The sequence below is a fragment of the Actinomadura miaoliensis genome (genome assembly GCF_039536785.1).
GTDB classification, from domain to species: Bacteria; Actinomycetota; Actinomycetes; order Streptosporangiales; family Streptosporangiaceae; genus Spirillospora; species Spirillospora miaoliensis.
On sequence record NZ_BAAAZG010000006.1, the window covers coordinates 294,478 to 312,777 of the forward strand.

19 protein-coding genes are annotated in these 18,300 nt (G+C 72.3%); 9 read left to right on the forward strand and 10 right to left on the reverse strand.

The annotated features are described in order from the left end of the window. Window positions 1–68: 68 nt before the first annotated feature. From ABD811_RS08610 to ABD811_RS08625, 4 genes are all read right to left on the reverse strand, one after another. Window positions 69–941: a poly(ethylene terephthalate) hydrolase family protein gene (locus ABD811_RS08610; RefSeq protein ID WP_344943480.1), complete on the reverse strand. Its 873-nt coding sequence runs from the start codon at window positions 939–941 to the stop codon at window positions 69–71. Between the two features lie 350 nt (window positions 942–1,291). Next, entirely contained in the window at window positions 1,292–2,650 is a 1,359-nt protein-coding gene (locus ABD811_RS08615) for an FtsX-like permease family protein (RefSeq protein ID WP_344943483.1), read from the reverse strand. Next, window positions 2,647–3,327 (reverse strand): ABC transporter ATP-binding protein, encoded by a 681-nt coding sequence (locus ABD811_RS08620; RefSeq protein ID WP_344943487.1) that lies wholly within the window; start codon window positions 3,325–3,327, stop codon window positions 2,647–2,649. The genes ABD811_RS08615 and ABD811_RS08620 overlap by 4 nt, the downstream gene beginning before the upstream one ends. After that, window positions 3,324–3,854 (reverse strand): PadR family transcriptional regulator, encoded by a 531-nt coding sequence (locus ABD811_RS08625; RefSeq protein ID WP_344943490.1) that lies wholly within the window; start codon window positions 3,852–3,854, stop codon window positions 3,324–3,326. Before ABD811_RS08625 ends, ABD811_RS08620 begins: the two co-directional genes overlap by 4 nt. 153 nt (window positions 3,855–4,007) lie before the next feature. Here ABD811_RS08625 and ABD811_RS08630 point away from each other — a divergent pair, with 153 nt between their 5' ends. After that, a complete protein-coding gene (locus tag ABD811_RS08630) occupies window positions 4,008–5,054 on the forward strand; it encodes a YhgE/Pip domain-containing protein (RefSeq protein WP_344943492.1) in 1,047 nt (348 codons plus the stop codon). A 123-nt stretch (window positions 5,055–5,177) separates the two neighbouring features. Continuing rightward, complete coding sequence (locus ABD811_RS08635; RefSeq protein ID WP_344943495.1) at window positions 5,178–5,831, forward strand: TetR/AcrR family transcriptional regulator; 654 nt, start codon at window positions 5,178–5,180, stop codon at window positions 5,829–5,831. 62 nt (window positions 5,832–5,893) lie between these two features. On the opposite strand, the gene ABD811_RS08640 is transcribed toward ABD811_RS08635, so the two are convergent. After that, window positions 5,894–6,412 (reverse strand): methyltransferase family protein, encoded by a 519-nt coding sequence (locus ABD811_RS08640; RefSeq protein WP_344943498.1) that lies wholly within the window; start codon window positions 6,410–6,412, stop codon window positions 5,894–5,896. Between the two features lie 108 nt (window positions 6,413–6,520). Then, entirely contained in the window at window positions 6,521–7,918 is a 1,398-nt protein-coding gene (gene dctA, locus ABD811_RS08645) for a C4-dicarboxylate transporter DctA (RefSeq protein ID WP_344943501.1), read from the reverse strand. A gap of 166 nt (window positions 7,919–8,084) precedes the next feature. Between dctA and ABD811_RS08650 the strand changes: the two genes are divergently transcribed. Next, on the forward strand, window positions 8,085–8,999 hold the full coding sequence (locus ABD811_RS08650; RefSeq protein WP_344943504.1) for a LysR family transcriptional regulator: 915 nt from the start codon (window positions 8,085–8,087) through the stop codon (window positions 8,997–8,999). Between the two features lie 119 nt (window positions 9,000–9,118). Next, complete coding sequence (locus tag ABD811_RS08655) at window positions 9,119–10,198, forward strand: tartrate dehydrogenase (protein ID WP_344943507.1); 1,080 nt, start codon at window positions 9,119–9,121, stop codon at window positions 10,196–10,198. A 38-nt stretch (window positions 10,199–10,236) separates the two neighbouring features. Here the strand turns inward: ABD811_RS08655 and ABD811_RS08660 are convergent, their stop codons facing one another. Both ABD811_RS08660 and ABD811_RS08665 read right to left on the reverse strand, forming a co-directional pair. After that, complete coding sequence (locus ABD811_RS08660) at window positions 10,237–11,043, reverse strand: mycofactocin-coupled SDR family oxidoreductase (protein ID WP_344943510.1); 807 nt, start codon at window positions 11,041–11,043, stop codon at window positions 10,237–10,239. 206 nt (window positions 11,044–11,249) lie between these two features. After that, window positions 11,250–11,882 carry a TetR/AcrR family transcriptional regulator gene (locus tag ABD811_RS08665; RefSeq protein ID WP_344943514.1) on the reverse strand — a complete coding sequence of 211 codons (633 nt, stop codon included), beginning with the start codon at window positions 11,880–11,882 and terminating at the stop codon, window positions 11,250–11,252. A gap of 96 nt (window positions 11,883–11,978) precedes the next feature. On the opposite strand from ABD811_RS08665, the gene ABD811_RS08670 reads away from it, so the two are divergent. The 3 genes from ABD811_RS08670 to ABD811_RS08680 all read left to right on the forward strand — a co-directional run bounded on the left by ABD811_RS08670 (window position 11,979) and on the right by ABD811_RS08680 (window position 15,148). After that, entirely contained in the window at window positions 11,979–13,322 is a 1,344-nt protein-coding gene (locus ABD811_RS08670; RefSeq protein ID WP_344943517.1) for a cytochrome P450, read from the forward strand. 155 nt (window positions 13,323–13,477) lie between these two features. Further along, on the forward strand, window positions 13,478–14,617 hold the full coding sequence (locus ABD811_RS43920) for an acyl-CoA thioesterase (RefSeq protein WP_425549378.1): 1,140 nt from the start codon (window positions 13,478–13,480) through the stop codon (window positions 14,615–14,617). A 6-nt stretch (window positions 14,618–14,623) separates the two neighbouring features. Next, entirely contained in the window at window positions 14,624–15,148 is a 525-nt protein-coding gene (locus ABD811_RS08680; protein WP_344943520.1) for an SRPBCC family protein, read from the forward strand. A 123-nt stretch (window positions 15,149–15,271) separates the two neighbouring features. Here ABD811_RS08680 and ABD811_RS08685 read toward each other — a convergent pair whose 3' ends face one another. Further along, the gene (locus tag ABD811_RS08685; RefSeq protein ID WP_344943522.1) at window positions 15,272–15,694 is read right to left on the reverse strand and encodes a DUF4259 domain-containing protein; all 423 of its coding nucleotides are present in this window, start codon (window positions 15,692–15,694) and stop codon (window positions 15,272–15,274) included. 211 nt (window positions 15,695–15,905) lie between these two features. On the opposite strand from ABD811_RS08685, the gene ABD811_RS08690 reads away from it, so the two are divergent. Continuing rightward, window positions 15,906–16,799 (forward strand): helix-turn-helix transcriptional regulator, encoded by an 894-nt coding sequence (locus tag ABD811_RS08690; RefSeq protein ID WP_344943525.1) that lies wholly within the window; start codon window positions 15,906–15,908, stop codon window positions 16,797–16,799. 95 nt (window positions 16,800–16,894) lie between these two features. Here the strand turns inward: ABD811_RS08690 and ABD811_RS08695 are convergent, their stop codons facing one another. Next, window positions 16,895–17,764, reverse strand: coding sequence for an alpha/beta fold hydrolase (locus ABD811_RS08695; protein WP_344943528.1), 870 nt, complete (start codon window positions 17,762–17,764; stop codon window positions 16,895–16,897). A gap of 323 nt (window positions 17,765–18,087) precedes the next feature. Here ABD811_RS08695 and ABD811_RS08700 point away from each other — a divergent pair. Continuing rightward, a partial coding sequence (locus ABD811_RS08700; protein WP_344943531.1) for a transposase occupies window positions 18,088–18,300 on the forward strand: 213 nt, incomplete at its 3' end.

Genomic DNA, 18,300 nt, shown 5'->3' on the forward strand with positions numbered 1-18,300 from the left:
CTAGAGAAGACACGACGCCGGGCGGATCGCTTGTCAAGCGATCCGCCCGGCACGTGCGCGGCGGCCCGTCAGAACGGGCAGGTGGACCTGTATTCCTGGACGGCCGAGCTGTTTCCGGGCGGGCCCGGGCACAGGATCTCGTTGTAGCGGGTGTCGTTGTCGACCCACCGCTTCATCCAGGCGATCGTGTATTCGGCGATGGTCTCGTTCTCGACGGTGAAGCAGAAGTGCCCGCAGTTCTCCAGTTCCAGATAGGCCTTCTCGGCGTTTCTGATCGACTCGTAGAACGGCTCGGCGTGCGCGCCGGTGCCGGCGATGAAGTCGTTGTCGGCTCCGATGAGGAACGTCGGGACGCTGATGTCGCCGAAGTCCACGCCCACGTCCCAGGGCGCCAGCGGGACGGCGGCCTTGAGGGCGGGCATCTGCCGGGCCGCGCGCAGGGTGCCGCCGCCGCCCATCGACCAGCCCATGACGGCGAGCCTTGACGGGTCGAGACGGTCCTTGACCGTGGTGTCCTTCTTCAGATAGTCCAGCGCGGCCAGCAGTTGCGCCGCGCGCGCCTCGGGCAGGTCCAGCCCGGTGGTCGTCTCCAGGGTCATGACGACGAAGCCCTCCGACGCCAGCCGCGGCCCGTACCAGCTGACGGTCAGCTCCGGAGAGACGAATCCGGGAATGACGGCGATTCCGCCGAAGGGCCCCTGGGCGGTGTCGGTGGGATAGTAGATCGTGCCTTCGCGGATGCCCGGATGGCTGAACGCCGACACCTTCTTCTGGGCGACCTGGAAGGGGCCGCGTTCGGCCTTCAGGCTCGCCTCGGTCGGCGCGGGGCCGCGCTGGTACGGATTCGCCGCGCTGCTCACCGCCGACTGTGCGGCGGGTGCGTACATGGCTCCCGTGACAAGCGCCGCGATCACTGCGATCGCTCTCAGCGATTTCCTCATTGGCCACCTTTCTCCAGGCCGTACGCCGCTGGGAAAGGGCCGTGAACGACCGTCCGTCAAAACGGTCGGCATGCGCGTTCCTGGGCGGCCGGCTCGGTGCGGTGCCGATGAGTCTGAGTCACTTCCGCGACATTGACTTCGCAGCCGCCGACAACGTTTCTCGAGGCTCTTGTCAGTCGGCTGTGGCGGTGCCGGAGCGTGGTCGAACACCTGTGAACCGGGCCCGCACGTGAATCAGGCCCGCACGGCACAAGGCAGCCCGTGGAGCCGGCGGCGGCAGGTGCCGGGCCGCCGGCTTCACGGGCTGCCTGGTCGGATGCCCCCGACGCCGCACGCGTCCGGGCGAGGGCCTACTCGGTGCGGAGACGCTCCGGGGCGGCGGCGCGGGAGAGGAGACGACCGGACGCGGCGGTGACGGCGGCGGCGGCCGCCACGGCGAGCACGACCATGAGCAGGGCCCGGCCGACCGTCCAGGCGATCATCGGCAGGCTCGTTGCCGAGATGGTCGGCGTCATGCCGACGAGCGTGGCCAGGGCCGCGGCCGCGCACACCGGACTCGCGGCGATGAGCGTCTGGCGCACGGCCGCCCGCCGCAGGGACGCCACCGGCGCCCCGACCGCGGCCAGCGCCGCCATGGAGCGACCGCTCTCCAGCAGCGATTCGGCCCGGTGGACCACCAGCGCGGTGACCGCCACGAGCAGGGCGAACAGCAGCGCCAGATAGGTCAGTCCAAAGCTGACCAGCCAGAACCGCTCGATCGGCTCGCCCGTCGAGGAGGCGTTGTAGATCACGTCCCACTCGATGGCGCCGGCGCCCGTGCCGAAGACGACCACCAGGCCGACGACCGCCATGGTGCGGCCCGCGGCGCGGGGGTCGGCCTCCAGGGCGCGCGCCGCCAGGAGCGTCTCCGGGCGCCGGGCCCGGCGCCCGGCCAGGCGGGCTCCCTCCAGGACCAGACGGCTGGCGCCCACCACGACGCCGAGGAGGGTGGCGACGGCGCCGAGGACGAACAGCGGCGTCCCGACCTTGTCGATCGAATTGGTGAGCGCGCCCACGACCATGAGCAGCATGCCGATGGGCAGCGGGATCATCGTGGCGCGGGCCGGATGGGGACGGGCGCCGCGCCGGGCGACGCGCAGCGGCGAGGTGACGACGTGGCGGGACACCAGCAGGCTGACGGCAGCCGCGGCCGCCACCACCAGGACGAGAACGAGCGGAACCACCCAGGGCGCGATCGCGTACCGCCCCGTGTCGCGCACCCCCAGGGCGGCCATCGCCGCCCGCTGCGCGCACACGTAGGCGATGCCCCCGATGACCGCCCCCGCCGTGCCGATGCGGGCCGCCTCGACCGCCGCCAGCCGCCTGACGTCCCTCGGTGTGGCGCCGGCCAGCCGCAGCGCCGCCAGCCGCCGCTCCTGGGTGGCCTGGGCGACCCGTCCGCTCTGGTGCAGCAGCGCCAGCACCGGGACGACGAGCAGCGCCAGCGCCAGCGCGGTGCCCGGCCGCAGCCCCGCCTCGCTGACCAGCCCCGCCCACGCGGTGTAGGTGGTGCCCCGGATCAGCAGCAGGTTCACCGCGCCGAGCAGGAAGAACGTGGCCAGGGCGGCGCAGCAGGTCAGCAGCCGGCGCCGCCGCCGTTCGGCGCGGGAGGTGCCGCGCGCCAGCATCGCGGTGACGTCGAGCAGCATGCGCCTTTCGCCCCGGGTCATCGGGTCACCGCCGGGACCTCGGTCACCACGCCGTCGCGCACCACGACCTCGCGGTCGGCGAACGCGGCGATCCGGTTGTCGTGGGTGACCAGGACGACGGTGGCGCCGCGCTCGCGGGCCACCCCGAGCAGCAGGCCGAGCACCTCCTCGCCCGCGACGCTGTCGAGCGCGCCGGTGGGCTCGTCGGCGAAGACGACCGTGGGCTCGGTGGCCAGCGCCCGGGCCAGGGCGACCCGCTGCGCCTGGCCGCCCGACAGCTCACCGGGCCGCAGCGACGCGCAGTCGCCCACGCCGACGCGGTCCAGCCATTCCCGCGCGGTCTCGGACGCCTCCGCGCGGCCGGCCCCGCCGAACATCAGCGACACCGCCACGTTCTCCTCGGCGGTCAGCTCCGGCACCAGCCCGCCGAACTGGAACACGATGCCGAACGCCTCGCGCCGCAGGCGGGTGCGGGCGTCCTCGTCCAGCTCGTCCAGGCGGGTCTCGCCGTAGTGGATCTCGCCCTCGTCGGGGGTGACGATTCCGGCCAGGCAGTGCAGCAGGGTGCTCTTGCCCGAGCCGCTCGGACCGGAGATCGCCACGACCTCCCCGGCCTCGATCGTCAGGGACGCGCCGCGCAGCGCCTGGGTGCGGCCGAACGTCTTGGTGACGTCGCGGGCGTGCAGAAGCGGACTCATCGGCTGATCTCCTTGGTCAGGTCGGCCAGGCGGTGCACGGCCAGTTCCATCCACCGCAGGTCGGCGTCCAGGTGCAGCAGGGCGTAGTCGGCGGCGAGCACCTCGGCGGCGGACGCGCCGGGGGCCGTCTTGGCGCGGGTCAGCTCGCGCATCCGCTCCAGGTGGGCGGCGCGCTGCCGGTCCAGCCCGGCGCGCGCGTCGCCGCCCGCCACCAGTGCCATGACGACCCGGCTGAACAGGGCGCCGCCGACGTAGGGGAGGGGCGGTTCGGTCTCGGCGAGCCAGGCCCGCATCCGCTCGGTGCCCTTCGCCGTCAGCTCGTAGACCGTGCGCTCGGGCCCGCCCTCCTGGACGACCTCGGCGACGGCCACGAACCCGTCCCGTTCCAGCCGCTGCAGCGTCGAATAGACCTGGCCGTACGGCAGTGGCTTGGCTCCCGGCAGTCGCTCGTCGTGTTCCCGCTTGAGTTCGTATCCGTGCTTGGGTCGCTCGGCGAGCAGCGCCAGCAGGATCTGCGGTGTCGACATGCCCGCGACTATACACCCGAGGTATACACCGAGTGAATAGCAGAGCCGTCAAGACGTTTCCCCTGCTCACGCGACTTCGGGGACTGGGGCTAGAAAATAATCGAGCGACTGATTATTTTATGAGCCTCGGACCACACAGGCGTGGAGGACGTCATGGCAGAGCGGGACACGGGAACCGGGACGAGAGCGGAGACAGGAGGTGGCGCCGGGGGATCGCACGGGGCGCACGACCGGAGGAGGCCGATCGCCGTCATCGTGGTGACGACGCTGATCGGGATGTTGTTCGCCTGGTCGTTCCTGGGCGCGCTGCACCGTCCGGAACCGCGCGACGTGCCGGTCGCGGTCGTCGTTCAGGGCGACGCCGCCGCGGTCGCGAAGGCGATGCGGCAGCGCACGGAGGGCGCGTTCGAGCCGAAGACCTACCGCGACGAGGGGGCGGCGCGGCAGGCGCTGCTGGAGCGCGAGGTGGACGCGGTGTTCGTCCCCGGGCCCGGCGGCAACAGGCTGCTCATCGCGTCCGCGTCCGGGCGGATGTCCAGCTCCATCCTCACCCAGGGCTTCCAGGCCGTCAGCCAGGCGGGCGGGCGGCGGCTCACGGTGGAGGACCTGCGGCCGCTGCCGCGTGACGACGGCAACGGCATCTCCTCGATGTTCTTCGTCATCACGCTCACCATCCCCGCCATCGCGCTGGCGATCCTGCTGGCGGTGGCCGCGCCCTGGCTGCCCGCGTGGCCGCGGCTGGCGGCGGTCACCGCCGGGGCCGTGGTGCTGGGCGGCGCCAACGCCTGGGTGGCGGCCGGGCTGACCGGCTCGCTCACCGGCGCGCCCTGGGAGCTGTGGGGGATCGGCGCGGTGCTGGCGTTCGTGATCAGCAGTGTCACGGCGGGCGCGCTGCGCCTGATCGGCCCGCCCGGAGCGGCGCTGACGGCACTGCTGTTCGTGCCGATCGGGGTCCCGGCCGGCGGCGGGCCGATCGGCCCGCACTTCGTCCCCGAGTGGTACGGGGCGATCGGGCAGTTGCTCCCGGCCGCGGCGGGCATCGACATCACCCGCAACACCGTCTACTTCGACGGCAACGCGGTCGGCGGTCCGTACCTGGTGCTGGCGGTGTGGGGGCTGCTGGGCATCGTGCTCCTCGCGGTCCCGGCCGCACGGCGGCGAGGTTTGGGCGCGGCGGCGTCCCCGGCGTTGAGCCACTGACGCTGCCTGGAGGGACGGCCGCCCGGCGTCGCGTCACTGGCCGCGGCCGCCGGGCCCGTCACCGCACGGCCGGCGCCGGGCGCGTGCTTGGATACGGGGGGAGGTTACGGAACTGTGGCGACGATGAGCGGACCGGCCCGCCGCGGGCCGGGACGTCCCCCCAAGTCCGAGGCCGGGGACACCAAGGCGGCGCTGGTGGAGGCGGCGCTGCGGCTGTTCGCGCAGAAGGGGTTCGCGGGCACCTCGATCCGGGCGATCGCCCGCGAGGTGGGGCTGAGCGAGAGCGTGCTCTACGCGCACTTCCCCAGCAAGCAGGCCATCTTCGAGGCCGCCCTCGGCCGGCTGGGGCCGCAGGGGGTGGCCGGCGTGCTGGCCGACATCGACCCCGCGCTGGCCGACCGCGACCCGCCCGGGTTCGTCCGCGAACTGGTCCGGCGGGTCGTGGACAGGTGGGACACCCCTGACGGCCGCCTGCTGACCAGCCTGATGGTCCGCGACGGGCTGGTGCACGATCCGGCGATGGCCGCGAACCTCGACGACGCGATGGAGCGGGTGGCCGCCTTCTTCACCCGGTGGATCCGCGCCGGGGCCGTCTCCGCCGACCTCGGCGCCCCGTTCGACCTGGCGTACGCGCTGCTCGCCCCGGTCGGGCAGGCCCGGGTCCTGTGGCTGCACGCCGACGCCACGCCCGAGCAGCGCGCGACGGCCAGGGAACGCGCCGCCCGGCACACCGAACTGTTCGTCCGCGCCGTCTTCGGCCGCACCGACCCGCACTGACCAGGCCGACGGCCCGGTAAGGCCGGGGCGCCGAACGCGTCCCCGGCCTTACCGCGAGGATCTCACCTGCCGGTTCCGTGCGTCGGCCGCCAGGGACGCAGCCGCGGCCACCACGCCGGGACGGCGCGCTTGTAGGCGTCGTACTGAGCACCGAACCGGCGGGCCAGACTCGGTTCTTCGTACCAGCGAACGAACGCCGCGGGCACGGCCCAGACCAGTACGGCGTAGGCGAGCAGCACGGGCCGCCACAGGAGCAGGGACTGCCCCAGGATGATGGCCAGGATCGCCACGTACATGGGGTTCCGGACGTACCTGTAGAGCCCGGTCACCACGAGGTCCTCGGGCGGCGCCGCCGGTATGGGCGTACCGCGGCCCTCCCGGGCGAAGCGGGTGAAGGCGTCCAGCAAGGCGAGGGTGCCCGCGGCGATCAGCACCCCGCCCACCCCGCGCGCCCACACCCAGTGTCCTGCCGGATCGCCGCTGTCCCACCTGGTCAGCAGCCATGGCACCAGGCCCGCCACCGTGCCCGGCGCGACGACCAGGAACACGGCGCTGCCCAGCGCCGCCGTCTGCCTGCGCATCCCGCCACTCCCTTCCCGTGGGCGGCCGCCCACGTTATTCATCTCCTGATGAATTTCCGGTGCGGCAGCCACGGAAACGTCGCCCGGGCAAAATAATCGAGCGGATGATTATTTGAGGCCGTCCACCTTCTCCATCTCGGCGTGCCGTACGGGGTCGGGCGTGCCGGCGGGGACCTCTTCCGGGCTCTCGGGTTCCGCGGCCGGGGTGAGCTGTCCGGAGAGGACCTTCCGGGCGCGGTCCAGGTCCAGGGCGTTGCTCCACTTGGCGACGAAGAGGGTGGCGACCGCGTTGCCGTAGAAGTTGACCAGGGCGCGGCACTCGGACATGAACTTGTCGATGCCGAAGATGAGCATGATCCCGGCGGCCGGGACGGTGCCGACGGTGGAGAGGGTCGCGGTGAGGGCGATGAACCCGCCGCCCGCGACGCCGGCCGCCCCCTTGGAGGTCAGCAGCATCACCGCGAGCAGCCCGAGCTGCTGGCCGACGGTCAGGGGCGTGTCGGTGGCCTGGGCGATGTACAGGGTGGCCAGGGACAGGTAGATGGCGGCGCCGTCGAGGTTGAAGCTGTAGCCGGTCGGCACCACCAGGCCCACGGTCGTGCGGTCGGCGCCCATGAACGTCAGCTTGCGCATGAGGCCGGGCAGGGCGGGCTCGGCGGTGGAGGTGCCCAGGATGAGGAAGAACTCCTCCTTGAGGTAGCGGAAGAGCTGGAAGATGTTCAGCCGGACGTACGCCGCGAGCACGCCGCCCAGCACGACGACGACGAACAGGATCGAGGTCGCGTAGAACAGCGCGATCAGTGAGCCGAGGCTGGTGAGGGTGGACAGGCCGAACTTGCCGATGGCGTAGGCCATGGCGCCGAAGGCGCCCAGCGGGGCGGCCTTCATGACCAGGCCCAGGACCTTGAACACGACCTCGGTCAGCCGCCTGACCCCGTCGATGATGGGCTCGCCCACCGGGCCGACGGACTTCAGGGCGATGCCGAACAGCACGGCGAGGAAGATGACCTGGAGGATGTCGCCCTCGACGAACGCGCCGAAGAAGCTGTCGGGAACGAGGCCGGTGAGGAACTCCCACCAGTGCTGGGACTCGCCCGTCCTGATGTACTGCTGAGCCGTCTCGGTGGTGGTGATCTTCGCGGGGTCGGCGTGCACGCCCTCCCCGAGCCGGAAGACGTTGATCGCCACGAGCCCGGTGAGCAGGGCGATGATGGTGCCCACCTGGAAGTAGCCGAGCGCCTTGAGCCCGGTCACGCCGACCTTCTTCAGGTCCGCCACGCCGCCGATGCCACCGATGATCGTCAGGAAGACGATGGGGCCGATGAGCATCTTCATCGCGGTGATGAAGGTCGTCCCGATCGGCTCCATGGCCTGGCCGAGGTCCGGCCACCGCCAGCCGAGCACGATGCCGATGACGATCGCGATCAGGACGTGCACGTACAGCTGCCGGTACCAGGGCCCGGACGTGCGGCGCGGCACGTGGGCGGCGTTCTCGGGCTGGCTCATCAGACCTCCTGGAGGGGGGTGGCGACCGGGACGAATACCGTTCGGTCCGAGCAGGGGGGTGGACGGTGCGCCCACGGTGACCGCTGTCACAGCCATTCGTCAAAGACCGGCTTCCTACGCCCCCTATAGGTTCCGCCTATGAGTCGCTCCGCTCCGAGGAGGCACGATGGACGCCCGACAGCTCGAATACTTCCTGGCCATCGTCGACCACGGCGGGTTCGGCCGCGCCGCCGAGCACCTGCTGATCGCGCAGCCCTCGCTGTCGCAGGCCATCGCGCAGCTGGAGCGCGAGCTCGGCGTCCTGCTGTTCCACCGGACCGGCCGCGGGGTCGTGGTCAGCGACGCCGGGCGCGAGCTGGCCGGCCACGCCCGCCAGGTGATGCGGGACCTCAGCACCGCCCGCGCCGCGATGGAGTCGATGAAGGGGCTGCGGCGGGGCCGGGTCGAGCTGGTGACCATGCCGTCGCCCGGCATCGAGCCGCTGGGCGCGCTGACCCGCGCGTTCAGCGAACGCCATCCGGGCATCACCCTGAGCGCCGAGGCCGCCTTCACCCCCGACGAGGTCGCGCAGAAGGTGCGCGACGGCTCCTGCGAGCTCGGGCTCGTCGGGTCGGCCGAGTGGACGCCGCCGCCCGGGCTGGACGTGCTGCCGCTCGGGGACCAGGCGTTCATCCTGGTGGGCGCGGCCGGCGGGCCCTTCCCCGCCGGTGATCCCGTGCCGCGGACGGCGCTGGCGGGCGCGCGGATGATCGTGTCGCCGCGCGGCAGCCGCATGCGTCAGATCGTCGACGAGATCATGGCCTCCGGCACCGACCTGCACATCGTCGCCGAGGTCGCCCACCGCACCTCGATCCTGCCGCTGGTGCTGCGCGAGGTGGGCCTGGCGGTGCTGCCCGCCGCCTGGGCACCGCTCGCGCGCAGCGCCGGAGCGCGCGTGGCCACGCTGGACCCGCCGGCGTTCCTGCGGATCTCCCTGCTCAGCCGCTCCGCGCCGCTGAGCCCGGCGGCTGCGGCGTTCCTCGGCACCGCCCGCGCGTACACGCCGCCGGACGCCGGCCTATTGCCCGAGGTTGAGACATAGGCAGCGCCTATCGGCTGCATCGGCAGCCGGTCTTGGACGGGTACGGCCGCGCCGCGTTTCACTCGACGCGTCCTTTCCGCGTCGGCGCGAGCCCGACGATCCCCCTTCGAGGAGTGCCAGTGACGTCCCAGCACACGTTCCGGATCGCCGCCATCCCCGCCGACGGTGTGGGCGCCGAGGTCGTCGCCGCGGGCCGCGCCGTCCTGGACGCGCTCGCCGCCGCCTCGCACGGCGCGTTCGCCTTCGAGTGGACCGAGTTCCCCTGGGGATGCGACCACTACGCACGCACCGGCCGGATGATGGACGAGGACGGCCTGGAGACCCTCAAGGGCTTCGACGCGATCTACTTCGGCGCCGTCGGCTGGCCGAGCGTGCCCGACCACATCAGCCTGTGGGGCCTGCGGCTGAAAATCTGCCAGGGCTTCGACCAGTGGGCCAACGTGCGTCCGGTGCACTTCCTCCCCGGCGTGGTCAGCCCGCTGCGCAAGGCCGACCACACCGAACTCGACTGGGTGGTCGTCCGCGAGAACAGCGAGGGCGAGTACTCCGGCCTCGGTGGCCGGAACCTGTCCGCCCGCGGCCCGGGCAGCGAGGTGGCGGTCCAGTCGGCGTTGTTCACCGAGGCCGGGTGCGAGCGCATCATCCGGTTCGCCTTCGACCTCGCCCGCACCCGCGCCCGCCGCAAGGTCTCCAGCGTCACCAAGAGCAACGCCCAGCAGTACGGGATGGTGCTGTGGGACGAGGTGTTCGCCCGGGTCGCGGCCGACTACCCGGACGTCGAGACCGAGAGCGTGCTGGTCGACGCGATGTCCGCCAAGTTCGTCCTGCGCCCCGAGGACCTGTCGGTGGTCGTGGCGTCCAACCTGCACGCCGACATCCTGTCCGACCTGGGCAGCGCCATGGCCGGCAGCCTCGGCCTCGCCACCAGCGCCAACCTCAACCCCGAGCGCCGCTTCCCCAGCATGTTCGAGCCGGTGCACGGATCCGCCCCCGACATCGCCGGTCAGGGCGTGGCCAACCCCATCGGGGCCATCGGCAGCGCCGCCCTCATGCTCGACCACCTGGGCCTCCCGGACGAGGCGGCCCGGCTCAACAGGGCGATCGAGGCCACCACCGCGGCGGGCGTCCTCACCCCCGACCTGGGCGGCGGCGCCAAGACCGCCGAGGTCACCGCGGCGGTCATCGACCACCTCTCGTAGGGGCGTCCTGCCCGGCGCCGCCGCCGGGCGGGGCGGGCCTACCGGTTGATGGCGCCCAGGTCGACGCGCAACTGGCTGCCGGTGATGTACTTGCCCTCGTCGGAGGCCAGGAAGGCGACCATGTTGGCGATGTCCTCCGGTTCGACCGCCTCGTAGGGCAGCGTCGACATGTAGATGGGGCCGAGGTTGGGGGACGCGTCCAGGAGCCCCTGCATGGACCCGTCGTTCATGCCGGTCCGCACGCCGTGCGGGTGGATCGTGTTGACCCTGATGTCGTGCTCGCCCAGCTCGTTGGCGAGGACCTTGGCCAGGCCGACGACGCCGTGCTTGGAGCTGGCGTAGTGGGCGAGGAACGGCAGCCCCTTCAGGCCGGCCACCGAGCTGGTGATGATGATCGAGCCGCCCTGGCCCTGTTCGATGAGCGTCGGCACCGTGGCCTTGACCGTCTTCCACACCCCCGTGAGGTTGATGTCGACGACGTCGTCCCACTGCTCTTCGGTCAGCTCCCAGGTGCGGCCGTAGTTCACGATGCCGGCGTTGGCCACCACGATGTCGAGCCGGCCGAGCCGGGCGACGCCCTCGGAGACCGCCGCCTGCAGTTCGTCCAGCCTGCGCACGTCCGCCTTGCGGGCCACGATCCGCCGCCCCTGCTCCCGCACGAGCTTGACGGTCTCGTCCAGGTCGGCCTGCGTCGCCGGGGCGTACGAGACGTGCGGGCTGGGGGTCTCGAGGAGGTCGATCGCGATGATGTCCGCGCCCTCGGCGGCGAGCCGGACGGCCTCCGCGCGGCCCTGGCCCCGTGCGGCGCCGGTGATGAAAGCGACCTTGCCCGTCAAACGTCCCATGGATGCCTCCACGTTGGCCGGAGCTGTCCGGACCGGCGATCCAGGGCGGACGTCCGTGGGGGACAGAAGACTCCCCTGGAACGTCGGACCGATGATGATCAACACTCTAATGGCACTGGGTGTCAAAAAACCAGGTCGGGTTCACCGGGATATTCGGGCGGGCCTCGCGCGCGTTCCTCGCGCCTCGGGCGGGCCGCCGCCGCGGGTCACGCCTCGGCGCGCGGCCCGAGCAGGGCGATCGAGGACTGGACCGCGACCTCGGTGAAGTCGCCGACGCGGCCGCCGTCCTCGACGGTGGTCGCGGTCAGCTCGCGCAGGCCGCCGAGCAGCATGATGACGACCTGCCGCGACACCGGGCCGACGCCCGCGGCGCGCCACTCCTCGGTGTCGCAGAACGTCTGGATCACCGAGACGAACGCCTCCATCACCTCGCGTTGCAGGCGGCGCGCCGCGTCGCCGAGGGACGGCACGTCCCGGATCCAGCTCAGCATGATCGCCGGTTCCGACTCGACGCAGGCGATCCAGGCCTCGATCGCCTGCCGGACCTGGGTCGTCCAGGGGGCGGTCTGGTCGACGGCGGCGGAGACGCGGCGGATCATCTCGGCGTTGGCGGCGGTGAGGAGCACGATGAAGCACTCCTCCTTGCTCGCGAAGTGCTCGTAGAAGGTGCGCCGCGAGGTGCGCGCCCGGCGCACGATGTCGGCGACCGTGGTGCCGCGGTAGCCCTTCTCCGCGATGGACGCGGCGAGCCCGTCGAGCAGCCGCTGCCGGAACCCGCCGGTGTCGTCGGCGGCGGCCGGCACCGCCTCTCGATCATGCAGGGACCGCACAGTCGTCACGCTATACCTCCCGTCGCGGCTCGCCTTGAAGGAGATGGTACGTCGGCGTACCGTGCCTGGTACGGTCACGTACCACGCCGAGAGGGGTGCTCCTCCATGACGACCGTGACGCTTCCCCCGGGCCCTCCGACCCCCCGCTTCCTGCAGGGCGCGTTCGCGCTGACCAGCCGGGCGCGGGCGATGCGCAGGCTGCACGCCCGCTACGGGGACGCCTTCACCGTCAACGTGCCCATCTTCGGCCGGGCCATGGTCATCAGCGACGCCGCCGAGATCAAGCAGCTGTTCACGGCCGGTCCCGACCTCGTCGAGAACCTGGAGCCCAATCTCGGCCGGGTGCTCGGCCCCGGCTCGCTGTTCGCCCTGACGGGGGAGGAGCACCACCGGCAGCGCAAGCTGCTCGTCCCGCCCTTCCACGGCCGCCGGCTCGCGGCCTACGAGAAGATCATCGAAGAGGAGACGGTGCGCGAGCTGGCGTCCTGGCCGCAGGCCCGGCCGTTCGCCACGCTGCCGTCGATGATGCGGATCACGCTGAACGCCATCCTGCGCGCGGTGTTCGGCGCCGACGGCGCCGAGCTGGCCGAACTGCGCGCGCTGCTGCCGCCGTGGGTCGCCTACGGCTCCCGGCTGGCCGTGCTGCCGGTCCCGCGGACCGACCTCGGGCGGTGGAGCCCGTGGGGCCGGTTCCTGATCGCCCGCCGCCGGTACGACGCGATCGTCGACCGGCTGATCGACAAGGCGGCGGGGGAGGACCTCGACGGACGCGACGACGTCCTGGCGCTGCTGCTGCGCAGCCGCTACGACGACGGCTCGCCGATGAGCCGCGGCCAGATCGCCGACCAGCTGCTCACCCTGCTCACCGCCGGGCACGAGACGACCGCGACGACCCTCGCCTGGGCGGTCGAACGGCTCCGCCGCCACCCCGAGGTGCTGCGCGACCTCGTCGCGGAGGTGGACGCGGGCGGCGGCGCGTTGCGCGAGGCGACGATCACCGAGGTGCAGCGCACCCGTCCCGTCATCGACGTCGTGGGACGCAAGGTGCTGGCCGACGGCTTCCGGCTCGGACGATGGACGCTGCCGAAGGGCTACACGGTGCTGGTCGGCATCTCCCTGATCCACGAGGACGAGTCGCTGTTCCCCGACGCCCGCGCCTTCGACCCGTCCCGCTTCCTGGACGCCCGGCCGGACCTGTACGAGTGGATCCCGTTCGGCGGCGGCAGGCGGCGCTGCATCGGCGCGGCGTTCGCGACCATGGAGATGAACGTCGTCCTGCGCACCATGCTGCGCGACTTCACCCTGATACCGACGGTCGCCCCGGACGAGCGACGGCACTCGCGGGGAATCGCCAACGCCCCGGCCAAGGGCGGCCAGGCGGTCGTACGCCGGCGCGGGCCCCGGACGGTGCCGTCCACCACGGCCACCGCCACCGGCGGAGCGCGGTGAAGACCGAGCACGTCGACGACGGCACGATCCGCTTCTCCCACCGCCCCCTACGCCCCGGGGCGTAGGGGGCACGATGGCCGCCCGGGTGGAGATCGGCGACACTCGACTGGTCGGCGCCGTCCCCGGCGGCGCCACCGCCCGGATGAGAGGTGCCCGTGAGCGACGCGTCACCGCTGTGGAACCCCCTCCACCTGGAACGACTGGACGGCGACCTGTTCGTCGCCGCCCCGCGGGGCCCCGGGCGAGGGCGGCTCTTCGGCGGCCAGGTCGTGGCGCAGGCCCTCCGCGCGGCGGGCCTCACCATCGACGGCCCCAGACCCGTGCACTCCCTGCACGCCTACTTCATCCGGCCCGGCCTCCCGGCGGACCCCGTGCGGTTCGAGGTGACCAGGACACGGGACGGACGCGCGTTCTCCACCCGGAGCGTGACCGCCCGCCAGGAAGGCAAGCCGATCTTCGAAATGATCACCTCCTTCCAGGACCCCGAACCCGGCGAGGACTGGCAGGCGCCCGCCCCGCCGTCCGTGCCGCCCCCGCACGACCTGCGCCCGGTGCGGTTGCCCCTGCTGTTCGGCGACGACCAGCCGGTCGACATCCGCCCGGTCATTCCGTCGCGCCCCGGCGCGTTCCCGGTGTCGCATCCCTTCTGGATGCGGGTGACCATGCCGGTCGGCCCGGACACCGCGTCGCACGCGTGCCTGCTCGCCTACCTGTCGGACATCGCCGTCGTACGCGCGGCCCGCGCCCCCGGCCCGGAGACGCGCCACGGCCTGCGGGTCAGCCTCGACCACTCGATCTGGTTCCACCGCCCGCCACGCGTCGACCAGTGGCTCCTGTACTCGATGCGCCCCGTCGCCCACGTCGGCAGCCGAGGCCTGCCCAGGGCTCGATACGGACCGTCGACGGCACGGTCGTCGCCTCCGTCGCCCAGGAGGCCCTGCTACGCCCCGCTTCCGGGCCTGCGTGACCTCCGCGCGGGGGGTTGGGCGAGGAAGTCGAGCAGCGCGGTGTTGACTTCGGCGGGGCTTCCCTGCTGCGTCCTGTGGCCGCAGCCGGGCAGCGTCACCTGGGCGTACAGCGGGGGCGCGGGGCATGCCCGCGGGCAAGTATCGGCCGGACGCTCAGCCCGGCCACCCGGCGACGTGCAACCGAACCTCGGTTCGGGACACCGCCGACCGTCCGGACTCCTCGCGCGCCCCGACGTCCGCGGCGTTCGCGGCGGCCCTTCGGACATTCTTGACATGTCGCTCTATCTACGCGACTCTCGCCGCCACGGGCCATGTGGAGGAGAGTGAGCGACGGTGGAGTGGACCGGGGCGCGGTACGCGGACAGACCGACCGTCGAGGGGGACACATGGGTCGACGCCCCGCCCGAGCGGGTCTGGACCTTCGTGTCGGACGTCGAGCTGATGCCGAGCATGAGCACCGAACTGCAGTCGGTGCGCTGGCTGGACGACGCCTCGGGCCCCGCCCTCGGCGCCCGCTTCGTCGGCCGCAACAGGCACGAGGCCGTCGGCGAATGGGAGACCACCTCGCACATCGTGGAGTTCGAGCCGCCTCGGGTGTTCGCCTGGGCGGTGGAGAACCCGGAGCATCCGGTCGCGACCTGGCGGTTCACCCTCCGGCCGCAGGACGGCGGTACGCGGTTGAGCCAGTGGATGCAGTTGGGCCCCGCCCGCTCCAACCTGTCCGTGCTGATCGACCGGATGCCCGAGCAGGAACAGCAGATCGTCCTCGTCCGGATGCGCCAGCTCAAGGAGAGCATCACCGCCACCCTGGCCGAGATCAAACAACGCGCCGAGACCCCCGGCCGGACGCAAGCCTGACACCACCCACCCACCTCACCGCCCGCGGCCCCGTCCTGGTGGTCGCCACCGCGACGTCGGACGGCCGCCTCCCGCCCGACCCGGTCAGAGAAGACACGGGCGGCTCCCTGACGGCCATGCGTCCTAGCCGTGTCCGGCGTCGCCCTCCGCCGGAAGCAGGACGGCGCGGATCCGCTCGACCTCCGCCTGCCACGCGGCGGCGTCCTCAGGGGTGACCCACCCGAAGCTCATCGCGGACTCGGGAGCGAGCGCACGCTCCAAAGCCGCGGCCGCCACCTCGCGCAGCGTGGCGGGGATCTTCGGCAGCGGCCGCGTCGGGAAGCCCTCCATAGCGGCGTATCGCTCGCCGCCGGGACATCGTCCGGCGACCACGGCCGCTGCCGCGACCCCCTCGGCACCGTCGTGGATGGGCCCTGTGGCCTGCGCCATGCCGTGGAGCGTGCTGCTCACCAGCTCCAGCCGGGCATCGGCGTCGGCGGCGTCCAGCCGATCCACGAAGTCGGCCGCGTAGTCGCTGTCGAACGGCCCCGTGCCCCACGTGCCCACCGTTGTTCCTCTCATCGGGGGACGTGCGCGGAAGTGTCGCACCCGCGGCCAGGGGGCAGGCCCACCGCGCCGTCGCCGATCGTGCCGTCGGCGTCGTACCGGGAAGTCGCTCGTCTGGTGACGCTCCTGGTGCTCGTTGACGGTGTCCCCGTCGTTCGGGGGGAACGGCAGTACCTCCCAGGTCACGATCGCCGCGCATAACGTGGTCGGTATGGATGTCCGAGCCGAGATCCGCGAGTTCCTCAGCTCCCGCCGGGCGCGCATCACCCCGGAGCAGGCGGGCCTGGCCGTCTATGGCGGCGTCCGCCGCGTCAAGGGGCTGCGCCGGGAGGAGACCGCGATGCTCGCCGGAGTAAGCGTCGACTATTACGTGCGCATGGAGCGCGGAAACCTCACCGGGGTGTCCGACAGCGTGCTCGAAGGCGTCGCCCGCGCCCTCCAGCTCGACGAGGCCGAGCGGGACCACCTGTACGCGCTCGCCCGCAAGGCGAACGCGAGCCCCGTCTCCCGCCGCCGGCGTCCGGCCGCGCCGCGCGTACGTCCCCCCATGCGGCGCATCCTCGACGCGATCACCGACGCTCCCGCCTGGGTGCGCAACGGCCGTTACGATCTCCTGGCCGCGAACCGGATGGCCCGCGCCCTGTACGCCCCCATGTTCGCCGACCCCCGGCGGCTGGCGAACAGCGCGCGGTTCGTCTACCTCGACCCGGCGTCCAGGGACTTCTTCGTCGACTGGGACCGCTCGGCCGACGACATCGCCGCCGTCCTGCGCCTGGAGGCGGGCAGGAACCCGCACGACAAGGCCCTCATGGTGCTGATCGGCGAGCTGTCCACCCGCAGCGAGGTGTTCCGGCAGCGCTGGGCGACGCACAACGTCCGCTTCCACCGCACCGGAAGCAAGAGGCTGCACCACCCCGTCGTCGGCGACCTGGAGCTGGACTTCGAGGCCATGGAGTTCCCCTCCGACCCCGGCCTCACCCTGATCGTCTACACCGCCGCCCCCGAGTCACCGACCGCGGACGGCCTGCGCCTGCTGGCGAGCTGGGCGGCGACCCAGGACGACCTCGCCCCCGAACGGGCGAGCGCCGAGCCGAACCCCGACTGACGCGATCGGTCGAGCCCCCGCCCGCCCGGCTCGGCTCGGCTCGGCCGCGTGCCGTCCCGAGCCCGCCGCCCAGTGGTCGCACCAAGTTCAGAGCCCTACCGATGGGTGCCGCCGTGCCCGTTCCGATCGGGAACCGGGTGACCGTCGGCAGCCAGGAACTCAATGAGCACGGGAGCGATCCTCTTGGGGGCCATGACCACGGCACCGTGGTTGAGGCCCGGCAAGGTGCGGTGCCGGCAGTCGGGCAGGATCCCGGCCAGCGCCCGTGCGGCGTCGTGGAACCCGGCCGGGCTCTTGCCGCCAGTCAGGACGAGCGACGGCGCGGTCACCCTCGACCACGGTTCGGCGTCCAGCGGCTCACCCCGCTGCGTGTCGCCCATCACCGCGATGTCGTAGGGCAGCGTGTGCGCCATGGCCTTGAGCTTCGACCACGGCCCCGGGACGAGCCGCATCATGGTCACCATGAACGCGGGCATGCCCTGGGCCTCGGTCATGAAGTACTTGACCGCCTCACCCCGGCGCCCCCTGGCGAGCAGCGAGGTGACGTTCCGGGCGAAGTCCGCGGGCGGCCCGAAGCCGTCGTGGCCGACCACGAAGGGCGGCTCGTACAGCGCCAGCCGCTCGACGTTCACTCCCGCGGCCGCGGCGCGCAGCGCCAGGACGGCCCCGGACGAACTGCCGAAGAGCGACGCCGAACCGCCCGCGTGGTCGATCAGTGCGGCGATGTCGTCGATCTCTCGCTCGACCGCGTAGTCCGCCGCGTCGCCGCTGGCGCCCCGGCCCCGCCGGTCGTAGTTGATCACGGTGAAGTGCGGCGCGAGGAGCCGGGCCAGCTTGGCGGTGTCGGACCGGTCGGCCAGTGCCGACGCCACAAGGATGATCGCGGGCCCGGTGCCCGAACGCTCGAAGGCGATGGCGGTGCCGTCCCGGGAGATGACCGTCGCCTGCCGGCTGTTCACTGTCATGAGAGCTGCTCCGTGTCAGGTGTTCTGTCGCGTTCCTGACCATGTGACGGAGACTCCGCGAAAAAGGAATCGGTCGCGCGACGGGAGATCGCGATCAGTGCGGCCTCCCACGGCCACGGCGATACGCAGGGAACGCAACGGCAGGCCGGCCACGGCGCAGCACCGCGCCCTCACCGAAGTGTCACCAGTCCGACCTCACCCCATGTCACCGATGACGATCGGGTCGTGTGAGGCGGCCGGCTAGGGCCTGTTCGTAGTCCAGATCAGTCACAGTCGAGTGACTCTGCCCGCGCCGGAGCGGGAGCAGGCACTATCACCGTTGTATGACGCGCGGTGACGTGACCGATACCGAATGGGAACTGATCGAGCCGCATCTGCCGCTGGGGGCGTCCGGGCCGATCCCTGACCTGCGCGCCCAGTTCAACGCGGTGATGTGGAGGTTCCGGACCGGCAGCCCGTGGCGGGACGTGCCGGCGACTTACGGCAACTGGTCGACGATCTACGACCGGTTCCGGGGCTGGGCGCGCCAGGGAGTC

Bases quoted from the DNA above. Each gene is read 5' to 3' on its own strand.
- ABD811_RS08610 (WP_344943480.1), bottom strand. From the start codon at position 941: ATGAGGAAATCGCTGAGAGCGATCGCAGTGATCGCGGCGCTTGTCACG.
- ABD811_RS08615 (WP_344943483.1), bottom strand. From the start codon at position 2,650: ATGACCCGGGGCGAAAGGCGCATGCTGCTCGACGTCACCGCGATGCTG.
- ABD811_RS08620 (WP_344943487.1), bottom strand. From the start codon at position 3,327: ATGAGTCCGCTTCTGCACGCCCGCGACGTCACCAAGACGTTCGGCCGC.
- ABD811_RS08625 (WP_344943490.1), bottom strand. From the start codon at position 3,854: ATGTCGACACCGCAGATCCTGCTGGCGCTGCTCGCCGAGCGACCCAAG.
- ABD811_RS08630 (WP_344943492.1), top strand. From the start codon at position 4,008: ATGGCAGAGCGGGACACGGGAACCGGGACGAGAGCGGAGACAGGAGGT.
- ABD811_RS08635 (WP_344943495.1), top strand. From the start codon at position 5,178: ATGAGCGGACCGGCCCGCCGCGGGCCGGGACGTCCCCCCAAGTCCGAG.
- ABD811_RS08640 (WP_344943498.1), bottom strand. From the start codon at position 6,412: ATGCGCAGGCAGACGGCGGCGCTGGGCAGCGCCGTGTTCCTGGTCGTC.
- dctA (WP_344943501.1), bottom strand. From the start codon at position 7,918: ATGAGCCAGCCCGAGAACGCCGCCCACGTGCCGCGCCGCACGTCCGGG.
- ABD811_RS08650 (WP_344943504.1), top strand. From the start codon at position 8,085: ATGGACGCCCGACAGCTCGAATACTTCCTGGCCATCGTCGACCACGGC.
- ABD811_RS08660 (WP_344943510.1), bottom strand. From the start codon at position 11,043: ATGGGACGTTTGACGGGCAAGGTCGCTTTCATCACCGGCGCCGCACGG.
- ABD811_RS08670 (WP_344943517.1), top strand. From the start codon at position 11,979: ATGACGACCGTGACGCTTCCCCCGGGCCCTCCGACCCCCCGCTTCCTG.
- ABD811_RS08690 (WP_344943525.1), top strand. From the start codon at position 15,906: ATGGATGTCCGAGCCGAGATCCGCGAGTTCCTCAGCTCCCGCCGGGCG.
- ABD811_RS08695 (WP_344943528.1), bottom strand. From the start codon at position 17,764: ATGACAGTGAACAGCCGGCAGGCGACGGTCATCTCCCGGGACGGCACC.